Annotated in this window: 4 protein-coding genes; all 4 read left to right on the top strand. The window is 72.6% G+C overall.

The annotated features are described in order from the left end of the window. The first annotated feature begins 6 nt into the window (after positions 1–6). From ABN273_RS48515 to ABN273_RS48500, 4 genes are read left to right on the top strand one after another with little or no spacing between them, the layout of a single operon-like run. Positions 7–198 (top strand): MbtH family protein, encoded by a 192-nt coding sequence (locus tag ABN273_RS48515; protein WP_349456415.1) that lies wholly within the window; start codon positions 7–9, stop codon positions 196–198. Beyond that, positions 195–6,581: a non-ribosomal peptide synthetase gene (locus ABN273_RS48510; RefSeq protein WP_349456414.1), complete on the top strand. Its 6,387-nt coding sequence runs from the start codon at positions 195–197 to the stop codon at positions 6,579–6,581. The genes ABN273_RS48515 and ABN273_RS48510 overlap by 4 nt, the downstream gene beginning before the upstream one ends. After that, positions 6,578–13,741 (top strand): non-ribosomal peptide synthetase, encoded by a 7,164-nt coding sequence (locus ABN273_RS48505; RefSeq protein WP_349456413.1) that lies wholly within the window; start codon positions 6,578–6,580, stop codon positions 13,739–13,741. Before ABN273_RS48510 ends, ABN273_RS48505 begins: the two co-directional genes overlap by 4 nt. Further along, a complete protein-coding gene (locus tag ABN273_RS48500; protein ID WP_349456412.1) occupies positions 13,741–14,964 on the top strand; it encodes an MFS transporter in 1,224 nt (407 codons plus the stop codon). The genes ABN273_RS48505 and ABN273_RS48500 overlap by 1 nt, the downstream gene beginning before the upstream one ends. Positions 14,965–15,001: the final 37 nt, after the last annotated feature.

Genomic DNA, 15,001 nt, shown 5'->3' with positions numbered 1-15,001 from the left:
GAGCTCATGCCCGACATTCACACCTACCAAGTCGTCGTCAACCACGAAGAGCAGTACTCGGTGTGGGCCGCAGACCGGCCGCTGCCCCTCGGCTGGTCCAGCGAGGGGACCTCCGGCACCCGGGAGGAATGCCTGGCCCACATCGCCGAGGTCTGGACCGACATGCGCCCGCGCAGCGTCCGGCAGGTCCAGGAATGACCTCAAGCCGCGCCGCGCTGCCCGGCGTTCTCTCCTATGCCGAGCGGCGGATGTGGTTCTTGGACCAGCTTCGCCCCGGCGGGACCGACTACCTGCTCCCTTACATCTTCCGGATCAGCGGCCCACTCCGGGTGGACGCGCTCACCGCCACCCTCACCCGCCTGCACCAGCGGCACGACGTGCTGCGCTGCTCCTACCGGGTCGAGGCGGGAGAGCCGCGACGGGTCGTCCACCCCGCGGACCAGAGCTCCCCGGCGCTCACCATCGTCGACCTCGCCGAACACGCGCCGCAGGAGCGGGACAGGCGCGCGCGGGAGGTGCTCGCCCGCGACCAGCGCACCCCCTTCGACCTCAGCCGGGAACATCCGGTGCGGTGGTTGCTGATCAGGCTGACCGGCACCGACCACCTCCTCGCCCTCACCGCGCACCACATCGCTTTCGACGCGTGGTCCGGCCACGTGGTGTGCGAGGAGTTCGGCGCGCTCTACGACGCCGAGGTCGCCGGCGTGACACCGACGCTCGCCCCGATCCAGATGGACTACGCCGCCCATGCGGTACGGCAACGTGAGCAGTTCCTGCGTGGCGAGCTCGACGGTTCGGTGGCTTTCTGGGAAGGCGAGCTCGACGGCATGGCGGCTCTCGACCTGCCGCTGGACCACCCCCGGCCGCGGATCTGGAGCTCCGACGGCGCCGGCGTCGAGGTGTCGGTTCCGCCGGCGCTCGCCAAGGCGCTGACCGCGCTGGGCCGCTCGGCCGGTGCGACCCGGTTCATGACGGTGCTGACCGTATTCACCGGCCTGCTCGCCCGGTTGACCGGGCAGAGCGACATCAGCGTGGGCACGGCGGTCTCCGGCCGCGACGACGAGCGCACCCACGAGACGGTCGGGCTGTTCGTGAACACGGTGGTGCTGCGTTCCACGGTGGAGGCGGAGACGACCTTCCGCGACCTGCTCGGCCGTACGGTCATCTCGACGCTGACCGCGATGGAGCACCAGACGCTTCCGTTCGACGTGCTGGTGGAGCGCCTGCGGCCGGACCGCGACCTGTCGGCGAACCCGCTCTTCCAGGCGATGTTCCTGTTCGAGGAGTCGGGCGGTGCCGCCATCACCGCCACCGGCCTTCGCTTCGAGGAAGTGGACGTGCCGCCGCTCGCCGCGAAGGTGGACCTGACACTGGCCCTGCGGCACGAGGCCGACGGCGGGTTCACCGGGCACTTCGAGTACGCCACCGCCCTGTTCGACCGCGCCATGATCGAGCGGTTCGCCCAGCTGTTCCTGCGCCTGGCCGAGCAGGCGGTGAGCGAGCCGGACCGCCCCCTCGCGGAGCTGCCGCTGTCGACGGCGGCCGAGCACGTCGCGGAGCTGGGCTACCGCGAGGCGCCGCGGATACCGGCGCTGACGCCCGAACTGATCGCCGAGCAGGCGCGGCGGCAGCCGTACGCCATCGCCGTCGCCGGGCCGGACAGGAATCTCGACTACCGGACGCTGGCCCGGCGGGCCGACGACCTCGCTTTCGCGCTCGTCCGGGCCGGGGTGCGCCGCGGTGACGTGGTGGGCCTCTGCGTGGAGCGTGGGCCGCATCTCGTTTCCGCGCTGGTCGGCACCATGAGTTCGGGTGCTGCCGTGCTGTGGCTCGATCCGGCGCATCCTCGGGAGCGGCTGCTCGGCCTGCTCGCGGACGGGGGTGCCGTGCTGGTCGTCGCAGCCGGGCCGGACCGGGCCAAGCTGGACGACTGCGGACTCCCGATCCTTCCCGCCGACGCGGTGCTTTCGCCCGGCGGTCGGACCGCCACCTGGCGGTCGCCCCGGATCGGCCCGGATGACGTCGCCTACATCGCCTACACCTCCGGCTCCACCGGGAGGCCGAAGGGTGTCCAGATCTCGCACGGCGCACTGGCCGAGCACCTCGAGGTCATCGCCACCGAGTTCCGGATCACGGCCGGCGCCCGAGTCTCGCTCGCGGCCTCGCTGGGGTTCGACGTCTCGTTGGAGCAGATCCTCACCGCCCTGATCCGCGGCGCGCGGGTGGTCCCGCTGGACCCGCGCAGGCTCAGCGCGGATGACCTCCTCGACGAGGTCGGCAGACATCGCCTCACGCACCTCAACCTCACCCCGCTGTACTATCGCGAGTTGATCGGCCGGGCGAAGCCTCGGGACCGGCGGCTGGACTCCGTCGAGATGGTGTATCTCGCAGGGGACGTCATACGCGGCGACGACCTCCAGCGCTGGCGGGAAGGCGGCTTCGGCGGCAGCTTCGTCTGTGCCTACGGCCCCACCGAGGCGACCGTCACGTGCACCGCGCTGGACACCACCGGCTGCACGGGCAGGGAGAGCATCCTGCCGATCGGGCGCGCGGTGCCGGGCACCCGGGCCTACGTCCTGGACAGCCGGCTCCAGCCGGTGCCGGTCGGCGTGCCCGGCGAGCTCTACCTGGCCGGCCGTCGTGTCGCGCTCGGGTACGCCGGCCGTCCCGCCGCGACCGCCGATGCCTTCCTCCCCGATCCGTTCAGCGCTGAGCCCGGGGCCCGGATGTACCGCACCGGGGATCTGGTCCGGCGCCGCCCGGATGGAGTGCTGGAGTTCCGCGGCAGGGTGGACCGCCAGATCAAGGTCCGTGGGCACCGGGTGGAGCCGGAGGAGGTGGAGAGCGCGCTGCTGGCCCATCCGGATGTGCGTGTCGCCGCCGTGGTCCACCGGCCGGTCGGCGCGACCGGCGAGCCGGGCCTGGTGGCGTATGTCGTGCTGTCGGATTCGGGCCGGGGTGATGCCGGTCTCGGGGATCACCTGCGGGAGCGGCTGCCGTCCTACCTGATGCCGGCGGCGATCGTCACGCTGGCCGAGCTGCCCCGGACGTCCAGCGGCAAGCTTGATCATGACGGACTGCCGGAACCGGTCCTGATCCGGCCGGATCTGGGCGCCGAGATGGTGGCGCCGCGCACCGCGGCCGAGAAGGCACTCGTCGCGGCGATCTCCGACGTGCTGGGCATCGACGGGATCGGAGTCCATGACGACTTCTTCCGGCTGGGCGGGAACTCGCTGGCAGCTACGCGGCTGGTGGCCCGCCTCCGGGATCACGCCGGTCTCGTACTGCCGCTGCGGGAGGTCTTCAACGCACCGACGGCGGCGGCGCTCGCGGCTCGCGCCACGCCGGTGGTTGACACGGCCGACGACGTGCCCAGCCAAGCGGATCGCACGGGCCCGATCGTCCTGTCCGCCGCCCAGCAGCGCCTGTGGGTGCTCCACCAGGTCGATGCCTCGGGATGGGAGTACGTCGTGCCGGCGACCTTCCGCCTGCGTGGCCCGCTGGATGCCGGCGTGCTGCGGGAGGCCTGCTGTCTGCTGGCCGAGCGGCATGAGATTCTCCGGACCAGATACGTGGTCGTGCCCGGCTCCGGTCCCGCCCAGGTCGTCGATCCGGCCGGCGAGGTGCCGGTGGACGTCGTCGAGCCGCTCGGCCGATCTGTCGAGGATGTCGTCAGTGAGGTGGCCAGGCAGGGTTTCGACCTTGGCCGTGATCACCAGTTCCGGGTCACGCTGGTGCGGGTCGCGCCGGACGAGCACATCCTGCTGGTGCTCACCCACCACATCGCCGTCGACGGCTGGTCGTGGAAGATCATCGGTACTGAGCTGGCGGCGCTGTACCGTGCGCTGATGACCGGCGCCACGCCGCTGCCCGCGCCCGCGTGGCAGTACGCCGACCATGCGGTCCGCGAGGCCGGCCGCGACCTGGGTGACCAGGTGGAGTACTGGTGCCGGGCGCTGGCCGGGAGCCAAACCCTTGACCTGCCGCTCGACCGGCCACGCCCGGAGACGCGGGACTCCTCAGGCGCGGTGTGGACCTTCCGCGTGCCCGCCGAAGACGCCCGGGCCGTGCTGGAGATCGGCCGGGACGCCGGGGCGACCGAGTTCGCCACCTGGTTCGCGCTCTATTCGGCGCTGCTCAGCCGCGTGACCGGACAGCGGGACCTCGTGATCGGCACCCCGGTCGACTGCCGCGACACAACCGGTGCGGAGACGGTGCTGGGCTGCTTCGTGAACACGCTCGCCGTCCGTGTTCCGCAGGTGGGAGAGACCTTCCGCACGCATCTGGCCGCGGTGCGGTCGCTGCTGGTGGAGGCCTACGACCACCGCGAGGCGCCCTTCGACCGGGTCCTCGCCGAACTCGGCCGGGACCGCGATCCGTCGCGCACGCCGCTGTTCGACACGATGTTCCAGGTGCTTGAGGGTGCCGGTCAGGCGTTGCCGCTGGCCGGCCTCACGGTCACCCCCGTCGAGTTGCTGCCGCCGTCGGCGATGACCGACCTGACCCTGGCGATGCGCGCGAACCCGGACGGAAGCTGGACCGGGGAACTCGAGTACGCCACGGCGCTGTTCGAACCGGACACGGTCATGCGGCTCGCTGAGCGGCTCGTCCGCCTGGTCGCCGCGGTGGCCGCCCGGCCCGGCGCCGTTCTGGCCGACATCGACCTGCGCACCGAGCACGAACGGGCCGGTGTGGGCGTGGCCGCGCCGTACACCGAACGCCCGCGCACGGTGGTTGAGCTCTTCGCCGAGCAGGTGGCCCGCATCCCGGACGCGATGGCGGTCACCGGTCCTGGCGGCTCGGTGACCTACCGGGAGCTCGACGACCGCAGCCGGCGTTTGGCGCGGCGGCTGGTCGCCGCCGGGGTGGGGCCGGGTTCGGTGGTGGCGGTGTGCGTCGGTCGGAGCGTGCGGACGGTCGTGGCGCTGCTCGCAGTCCTGCGGTGCGCGGCCGTCTATGTCCCTTTGAACGAGGCGGATCCGCCGGATCGGCGCGAAGTGCTGCTGGAGGAGACCGGGGCGGTGGCCGTCGTGACGGACGAGTCGCTCGCCGCCGACTTCGCCGAAGGCCGGCAGTTGGTCCTCTGTGGCGACGACCAGCCGGACGGCATCGGTCAGCCGGGCGACGGCCTGCGTGTGGACGATCCGGCCGGTGCGGCGCTGACCGATCTCGCTTACGTCATCTTCACCTCGGGCTCCACGGGCCACCCCAAGGGCGTCATGATCGACCACGCCGCGTTCACCCACCACTGCCAGGTCATGGCGGAGGCCTACGGGCTGGCGCGGGGTGAACGGCTCGCCCTGCTGGCCTCGCTCAGCTTCGACGCGTCCATGGACCAGATCATGGCACCGCTGATCAGCGGTGCGGCCGTGGTGGTGCTGGACGCCCGCGCGGTCTCCCCGGCACGGATGCTGCAGGATTTGCACGACTACGCGGTGACGGTCGTGGACGTCACCCCGGTGTACTACCGCGAGCTCCGCCACGCGGCCATCCCGAACGATCCGCGCCTGGCGCGGCTGCGCCTGATGAGCGTCGGCGGGGACGTCGTCACCGGTGAGGACGCCCTCGCCTGGCACGCGCTGGGCACAGCCGCCGCGTTCGGCTGCACGTACGGGCCGACCGAGGCCACCGTCGCCTGTACCTTCCTGGTCGTCGACGAGGCGGAGGCCAGGCGCGCGGGCCGCCACCCGCTGCCGCTGGGGCGGCCGCTGGCCGGTTCCCGGCTGCTTGTCCTGGATTCGGCCCTGCGTCCGGTGCTGGCCGGGGCCACGGGGGAGCTGTTCGCCGGTGGCCGACGGGTGGCGCGCGGGTATCTGAACCGCCCGGATCTCACGGCGGACCGGTTCGTGCCCGACCCGTCCGGCCCGCGCGGCGCTCGGCTCTACCGCACCGGAGACCTGGTCCGGATGCGTTCGGATGGTGTGCTGGTGTTCCTCGGCCGCACGGACCGGCAGGTGAAGATCCGCGGCTTCCGGGTGGAACCGGCCGAGATCGAGGCCGTGCTGTCCGCGCTGCCGGGGGTGCGGGCGGCCGCCGTCGTGCCGGGGCCGCTGCCCAGCGGGGAGCAGGGGCTGCTGGGCTTCGTCGTGCCGGCGGCCGGAGCGCGGCTGGATGCCGCCGCCGTCCGGTCGGCCGCGCAGGGCCGCCTGCCACGGCACCTGGTGCCGGCGGCGGTGACGATCATCGACGAGCTGCCGCTGACCGCCAACGGCAAGCTCGACCAGGCGCTGCTGCTCCTGCTCTCGGCCGCACCCGCCGCGGCGCAGGCGCCCGGTCGCGAGCTGGACCCCACCGAGCAGGCGGTCGCCGGGATCTGGAGCGAGGTGCTCGGCCTGTCCGGGCTCGGGCCCGGCGACGACTTCTTCGCATTGGGCGGCCACTCCCTGTCGGCCACCCGGGTCGGCATGCGGGTCCAGGAAATCTTCGGGATCGAGCTGCCGCTGCACCGCCTGTTCACCGCCACCACTATCGAGTCGCTCGCAGCGGTGGTTCGCGAGGCCGTGGCCGCCTCGCTCGACGCACTGTCCGACGCCGAAATCATGGCCATCGCCGCGCAGGATCTGGAGGCCGACCCTCGATGAGCATCGACGCACCCCACTCCGGAACGGACGCGGCGGAGCTGCGCCGCAGGCTCCTGGAGCGGCGGCTGGCCGGCCGGTCCCGGCAGGCGCCGGCCACCACGGAGATCCCGCGTCTGCCGCGCACCGAACCGCTGCCGCTCTCCTTCGCCCAGCAACGACTGTGGATGGTCGACCAGTTGCACGCCCGCCAGGAGGAGTACCTGGTCCCGATAGCCGTGTCACTGACTGGACCGCTGCAGGAGGAGGCGCTGGGCATGGCACTGACCGAGGTCGTGGCGCGGCAGGAGATCCTGCGCACCCGCTACGTCCTGGTGGATCGCCAGCCCCGGCAGGTCGCCGACCCGCCCTCGCCCGTGCGGGTCGAGCGGGTCGCGGCAAGCGAGCAGGACCTGCAGCGCGTGCTCGCCAAGCTCTCGCGGATGCCGATGGACCTGGCGAGGGAGCACCCGATCCGCTTCCACCTCGTGAAGCTCGGCCCGGAGCGGCATGTCCTGCTGATCTGCGTCCACCATATCGCCTTCGACGGCTGGTCCACGGGACTGCTGCTGCGTGAGCTCTCCGAGCTCTACTCGGCCGTGGTGGAGAACCGGCCGCCGGCCCTGCCCGCGGTGGCCACGCAGTACGCCGACCATGCGAGCTGGGAGCGGGAGCGCATCCGGGGAATGCTCGGCCAGGGACAGCTCGACTACTGGCGGGCTCAGCTCGCCGGTCTGGACGACCTGAGGCTGTTCACCGACCGGCCGCACCCGGCCGAGTGGGATTCGCGCGGGGCCGCCGAGTCGTTCGTCATCCCCGCAGAGGTCGCCGGGGCGCTGCGCGCGGCCGGCCTGGACGCCGGCGCCACGGCCTTCGTCACCTTGCTCGCCGCCGTCCAGGCATTCCTCGGCCGGTACTGCGGGCAACGTGACATCGCGGTGGGCGTGCCGTCCGCCGGGCGGCCACGGGCCGAGGTGGCCGACACCATCGGCTATTTCGGCAACATGCTGGTCATGCGGGCCGACCTGGCGGACGACCCGGCTTTCTCCGCCCTGGTACGGCAGGCCAAGGCGAGCGCGGTGGCCGCGTACGCCAACCAGGACGTCCCCTTCGAGCAACTGGTGACCGAGCTCCGCTCCCACCGCGACCTGTCACGCAACCCGCTGTTCCAGGCCAGCCTGACCGTGGAGGAAGGCTCGGCGGATGATGAGCCGGCACTGACCGGGCTGACGGCGCGGATACTCGACATCGACTGGACCGCAGCGAAGTTCGACCTCTCCTTCACCGTCACCGTGACCACGGACGGTCCGTGGACAGGCGAGATCGTCTACCCGACCGCGCTGTTCGACCGGGACACGGTCCAGCGCATGGCCCGGCATTTCACCGCCTTCGTGACCGCGCTGGCAGCGGCGCCGGACCGGCCGGTCGGCCAGGTCGCCTTCCGGCTGGGCGACGACGAGCCGATCGCCGCCGAGCCGGCCCGCATCCCGGTCACCGGCACCGTGCACGAGGCCGTGGAACGCGTGGCCGCCCGCGCCGGGGAGCGGGTCGCGCTCCACGCCGGCGAGGTGTGGCACTGCTACCGCGACCTCAACGAGCGGGCGAACCGGCTGGCCCGGCACCTGATCGAGCTGGGCGTGGGCGGCGGCAGCCTGGTCGGGGTCCGGCTCGGCCGCAGCGCCGAGCTCGTCATCGCTCTGCTGGCCGTACTGAAGACGGGGGCCGCCTACCTTCCGCTCGACCCGGACCAGCCGGACGACCGGGTCAACTTCATGATCAACGATGCCGCCGCCGCGCTCGTCATCACCGAATCCCGCTTCGCGCAGGCGCTCGGGGCCAGGCTCGTCGTCCTCGACGAGGACGCCACCCGAGCCGCGCTCGCCCAGCGGCCGGGCACAGACCTCGGCCGGGCCGTGGATCCGGACGACCTTGCGTACGTGATGTACACCTCCGGCTCGACCGGGCGGCCCAAGGGCGTGATGGTGACGCATCGCAACGTGGTGCGCCTGTTCGCCGCGATCGACCGCGACCTGACGACCGGTCCCGATGACGTGTGGACGATGTTCCACTCCTACGCCTTCGACTTCTCGGTGTGGGAGATGTGGGGCGCGCTGGCGCACGGCAGCCGCCTGGTGCTGGTGCCGTTCGAGACCTCCCGCTCGCCGGAGGAGTTCCTGCGCCTGCTCATCGAAGAGCAGGTCACCATGCTCAGCCAGACCCCGTCGGCTTTCGCGGGCCTGACCCGGGCGCTGGCGGAGCGAGGCAGCCTCGACGGGCTGACGCTGCGCGCCGTCGTCTTCGGCGGGGAGGCGCTCGACCCGCCGATGCTGAGGCCATGGTTCCGGCTGGGCGGGTCCCGGACACCCCGCATGATCAACATGTACGGGATCACCGAGACCACGGTGCATGTCACCTTCCGCGAGCTCGGCGAGGCGGACTGCCGGGAGCGCGGCGGCGCCGGCCGCAGCCCGATCGGCCGTCCCCTGGCCGACCTGAGCATGTACGTGCTCGACTCGGCCGGGCAGCCGGTCCCGGTCGGGGTGCCAGGCGAGATCTACGTCGGCGGCGCCGGGGTCGCACGCGGCTACCTCGGCCGCCCGGCACAGACCGCCGAACGCTTCGTTCCCGACCCGTTCGGCACCGAGCCGGGCGCGCGCCTGTACCGGACCGGGGACCTGGCCCGGCGCCGCCCCGACGGTCGGCTCGAATACCTCGGCCGTGCCGACCAGCAGGTCAAGATCCGCGGCCATCGGATAGAGCTGGGTGAGGTCGAGGCCGCCCTGTCGAGCCACCCGTCAGTGAGCGCGGCGGTCGTCGACGTGCGCTGGAGCGGGCCTGGAGACGGGCGGATCTTCGGGTACGTCGTGCTGTCCGACGAGGGGGCGCTCGAGGAGGTACGGCGGCACGCCGCCACCAGGCTGCCCGGCTACATGTTGCCGGCCGCGGTGGTCGCCATCTCCCAGATCCCCCTGACGGCCAACGGCAAGCTTGACCGCGGCCGGCTGCCCCAGCCGCGCCTCGGCTCGACCGTCGCCTACCTGGCCCCGCGCTCGGAGGCCGAATCCGTCGCGGCGGCGGTGCTGAGCGAGGTGCTGGAGGTGCCCCGGGTCGGGGTGCACGACAACTTCTTCGCGCTCGGCGGCGACTCCATCCGCGCCGTCCGTGCGGTGGGCCTGCTGCGCGCCCAGGGGTTCGGCGTCACGGTCGCCGACCTGTTCCGCCGCCAGAGCATCGCGGAGCTGGCCGAACTGGCCGGCGGCACAGTCGAGGCGGACGCGCCCACTGCGCCCTTCGCCCTGCTCTCGCCGGCCGACCGGGAACGGGTGCCGGCCGGAGTGGCGGACGCCTACCCGCTGGCGCAGACACAGGCCGGCATGCTCTACGAGCTGCTGCGCGACGACGAGGTGCACCGCTACCACAACGTGACGGCCTACCCGGTGCGCGAGCGCGGCACCTTCTCGCTGGAGGCCCTGCACAAGGCGGCCCGGTACGTGACCGCCCGGCACGACATCCTGCGTACCGGGTTCGACGTCACCACCTTCTCCGAGCCCATGCAGCTCGTCCACGAGCAGGTCACGCCGGACATCCGCTTCACCGATCTGCGGCCGGTGCCGGCCGGGGAGCGGGAGGCCCGGTTGTGGGAGGTCATCTCGGCCGAGCGCGCCGACCTGTTCGACCTCGACGCGGCGCCCCTGTGGCGCCTGCACATCGTCCCGTCCACCGCAGAGACCTGGCACCTGTTGCTGGTGGAGTTCCACCCGGTCCTCGACGGCTGGAGCCACAACTCGCTGATGACCGAGATCCTGCACGTGTACGAGGCATACCGGGACGGCGGGGCACCCGAGCCCGCCCCGCCCGGCGCAGTCCGCTTCGCCGACTTTGTCGCCCTGGAGCAGGCCTCGATCCGGTCGGCAGAAGACCGCGATTTCTGGGCTGAGCGGGTGAGCGGCGACTGGGAGCGCCTGTCGCTGCCCGAGCTGTGGGCCGGGCCGACCGGCATGCTGACCTACGAGGTCCGCGTCCCACTGGAAGAGCTGGACCCCGGGCTGCGGGAGCTCGCGCGGATCGCGGGCGTGCCGTACAAGACGGTGTTGCTCACCGCCTACCTGCGGGTCCTGGGGATCGTCAGCGGGCAGGAGCGGTTCTTCGCGGGCATCGTCTCCAACGGCCGCCCGGAGCGGCTCGGGGGTGACGAGGTACGCGGCATGTTCCTCAACACGGTGCCGTTCGCCGCGCCTGCCGTACCGGGCAGCTGGGTCGGGTACGTGCGGGAGGTGTTCGCGGAGGAGATCGCCGTCCACGCGCACCGCCGTTACCCGCTGCCTGTCATGCAGGGGGAGTGGGGCGGCGACGCCCCGCTGATCGAGACCGCCTTCAACTACATCAACTTCCACGTGCTCGACCTCGACCTGATCGACGCCGAGGCCCTGCACGACGTCAGCCCCACCCAGTTCGCCCTGGCGGTCTCGACCGAGGGCAACTGCCTGGCCATCACCGCACGGCCGGAACAGGTCGCGCCCGAGTACGGCGAGCTGGTCGGCCGGCTGCTCACCCAGGTCCTGGCGGCGATGGCCGCCGCGCCCCACGGCGACCCACGCCTGCCGCTGCTCGGTCCGGCCGACCGCCGGCGGGCGCTCGCCCTGGCCGCCGGTCCGGCCGAGCCGGTCGGCGAGAGCTTCGTGGAGCTGGTCGACCGGTGGGCGGCGGAGCGGCCGGACGAGCCGGCGGTCTGCGACCCCACAGGAGACCTGACGTACGCGCAGCTGCGGCACAGGTCCGGCCAGGTCGCGGCCGCTCTTCGGGCACGTGGCGCAGGGCCGGACAGCGTGGTGGGCATCAGCCTGCCGCGCGGCTGCGACTTCGTCGTGACCATGCTCGGCGTCCTGCGGGCGGGCGCGGCGTTCCTGGCTCTCGATCCGGCCCAGCCCGCCGTGCGGAGGCAGGCCCTCCTGCGTGACGCGGGCGCGCTGCTGCTGGTGGGAGACGATGAGGACGGCCTTGGCCGGCCTGTGCTGTCGCCGGCCTCGTTCGCCGAGCTGCCGCCGCTCGCCGAACCCGTCCGGTGTGCTCCGGAGTCGCTGGCCTACCTGATCAGCACGTCCGGCTCGACCGGAGAGCCCAAGAGCGTGATGCTGACCCATCGCGGGCTGCTGAACCTGGCCGGGACGCCACTCGACCTCCTGGGTGTCGAGCCGGGCGACCGGGTGGCGCAGCTCGCCCCGGTGGTGTTCGACATGGCTCTGTTCGAGATGGTCCTCGCGTTGACCCGCGGGGCCACGCTGTGCATCCCCGATCCAGGCGTTCTCGCGGTCGGCGAGGTCCTGTCCGGCCTGCTGGCCGGGATGGCGGTCACCCACCTCGTCATCGTCCCGTCGGCTCTGGACGTGCTCGACCCGGACAGCGTGCCCGGTCTGAGGGTCGTCGCGGTGGCCGGCGAGGCGTGCCCGGAGCAGCTCGCCGAGAGGTGGTCCGGCCGCGTCCGCTTCCTCAACCTGTACGGGCCCAGCGAGTACACCATCATGGCGACCGGCCTGGAGATCCTCCCTGGCCAGGAGCAGGGGCTGACGATCGGCCGCACCATCGCCAACACCGCCGCGTACGTCCTGGACGGCAACCTCGACCCGGTGCCCGTCGGCGTGCCGGGCGAGCTCTGCCTCGGCGGGTTCGGGGTCGGGCGCGGCTACGCGGGCCGGCCGGAGCTGACCGCCGACCGCTTCCCGCCCGACGAGTTCGGTGGCGTGCCCGGGGCCAGGCTCTACCGCACCGGTGACCGCGTGATCCGCCGCCCCGACGGCGAGCTGGTATTCCTGGGCCGCATCGACCACCAGGTGAAGCTGAACGGCCACCGTATCGAGCCGGGCGAGATCGAGGCGGCCCTGCAGACCCACCCCGCCGTACGGCAGGCCGTGGCGGTGGTCCGCGGCGACGACGGGCAGCGGCACCTGACCGCGTTCGTGATCGCCGCCCCCGGCACCTCGCTCACCCCCGGCGACCTCAAACGTTTCCTCCGGGACCGCCTGCCCGCCTACCTGGTGCCCGCCAGGGTGGTGCCCATCACCGAGCTGCCCAGGAACGCGACCGGCAAGATCGACCGGGAGCGGCTCGCCGTCCTGCCGCTCCGCGACGACCACCGGGCCGCGCCGGTACCGCCACGCGATGACCTGGAGGGCCGGATCGCCGCCGTCTGGCAACGAGTCCTGCGCGCCGACCGGGTCGGCGTCCACGACGACTTCTACGACCTGGGCGGGAACTCTCTGCTGGCGGTACGGCTGGCAGCCCGGCTTTCGCAGGCCCTGGACAGCACGGTCTCCGTCGCGGACGTGCTGCAGCGGCGGACGATCGCCGAGCTCGCCGCCGCCCTCGCGACCAGCCAGAGTGCGGGCGGCGGCGGGCCGCTGCACTGGTTGCGCGCGACGGGCACGCAGGCGCCGCTGCTGTGCATCCACCCCGGCGGTGGCGGCATCCACTGGTACGAGCGGCTCGCGGAGATCATGCCGAAGGGACGGCCGGTCGGCGCCTTCCGCTTCCCCGGGGCCGCCTTCCCCGGCGCGGGCTCCACCGTGGAGCTGGCCAGGCACTACCTCGATCAGCTCGGCCCCGACCTGACCGGCGCGGGCCTGACGCTGCTGGGGTGGTGCGGCGGCAGCGCCGTCGCCTGGGAGATGGCCAGGGTGCTCACCGAGTCCGGTGTCCCGGTACGCCTGGCGCTGCTCGACCCGGGCTCGCCGCTCACCGATGCCGACGAGCAACTCCGGGCCTTCGGGCGGTGCGAGGAGCTCTTCGCCCGGCTGGCGGCCGGCGAGGAGGGTGTCCGCGCCGAGGCGTTCACCCTGCTCGCGGAGCTGCTCGATGAGGAGCTGCCGCAGGACGACCTGACGGACGAGTCATGGCTGGGTCAGGTACGCGGCTGGCACGCCCTGTTGAGGGCCACCTTCTCCTATGATTTCCGGCCCGCGCGCTGGCCAGTGGACATGATCTTCGGTGCGGAGATCGCCGCCGGGACGCACAGCGTGCTCCAGGGCCTCGAGGTGGCGGACTATGTCCGGTCCTGGCGCGAGCTGGTCGCCGGGGTGCCGAGCACGTGGACCAGCATCTCCGGCAGTCATCTGGGCGTCATGGAGGAACCCCACGTCTCCCGGCTGGCAAGCGTGCTCACCCGGCAGAGCACCGCCAGGGTGGAGTGATGGCGAGCCTGTGGCGCAACCGCGAGTTCAACCTGCTCTGGACCTCCCAGTCCCTGGCCGACCTCGGAGACGGGGTCGCTTCGCTGGCGCTGGCGTTGCTGGTCCTGGTCGAGACCGGTTCCCCGGTCCAGGCCGGGATGGTGGGCACGATCACCCAGGTGGCCCGGTTGGCGCTGCGCCTGCCCGCCGGCGTCCTGGTCGACCGGCTGGACCGCCGCCACGTCATGGTGTGCTGCGGCATGCTGCGGCTGGCCGTTTTCGCCGTGCTGAGCGTCGCCGTGCTCTCCGGCCGGGCGGGCCTGGTGTTGATTCTCGTGGTCGCGGCCGTCGACGCGGCGGGGGGCGCGTTGTCGGGGACGGCGGAGGACGCCTCGATCCGCAGCATCGTGCCGATCGCGCAGCTGCCGACCGCTGTCGCGCGCAACGAGGCGCGCTCCTACGGCGCCTCGCTGGCCGGCCCCCCGCTGGGCGGCCTGCTGTTCGGGGTCGCGCATGCCGTTCCGTTCCTGGCCAACGCGATCTCGTCGCTGGTCTCCGTCGTCCTGGTGCTGTTCATCCGCAAGCCCCTGCAGGCGCAGAGGGAGGAGGAACCTCAGGCGTACGGTGCGGCCTTGGCCGAAGGCGTCAGATTCGTCCTGTCCCACCCCTTCCTGCGCGCGTTGATGTTCATCGCCGCTCCGCTGAACTTCGCCATCGGCGGTGTGCTCTTCGCCGTCATCGTGGCGCTGCAGCGCAACGGCACGCCGCCCGCGGTCATCGGCCTGGCCGAGACGATCGTCGCGGTGGGCGGCCTGCTCGGCGCGTTCGTCGCACCCGCACTCCAGCGCCGACTCGGCCTGGCGGCGCTGGCCCGGCTGATCTGCTGGACGGCGGCGGCCCTGCTGGCGAGCGTCGCGCTGCTGACCTCGAGCATCGCGGCGGCCGTCCCGCTCGGGCTCGCCGTCTTCCTGGGGCCCGCGTGCAACGCCGCGCTCTTCGGGTTCCAGGCCGCCATCACGCCCGATCGCCTGCAGGGCAGGGTCAGCAGCGTCATCATGGTGGCGGCGACCTCGATGGCCGCCGTCGCCCCGGTCCTGGCTGGGGCCATCGTGGCCACCTGGGGGCCTGCCACGGCCATCCTGTTCTTCGCCGCGGTCGTCGTCGGATCTGCGCTGCTGGCGACCTTCGGCAGCGGCATTCGCCACGCCGTCGACCGTGCGCCGGCCGAGGCAGCGGTGGAGTGAGCGGGTCACCACGGGTGCACGCCGCCGCGCCTGTGGG

This window comes from Nonomuraea sp. B19D2, assembly GCF_040137845.1.
GTDB lineage: Bacteria > Actinomycetota > Actinomycetes > Streptosporangiales > Streptosporangiaceae > Nonomuraea.
This window is presented reverse-complemented; position numbering and strand designations above follow the sequence as displayed.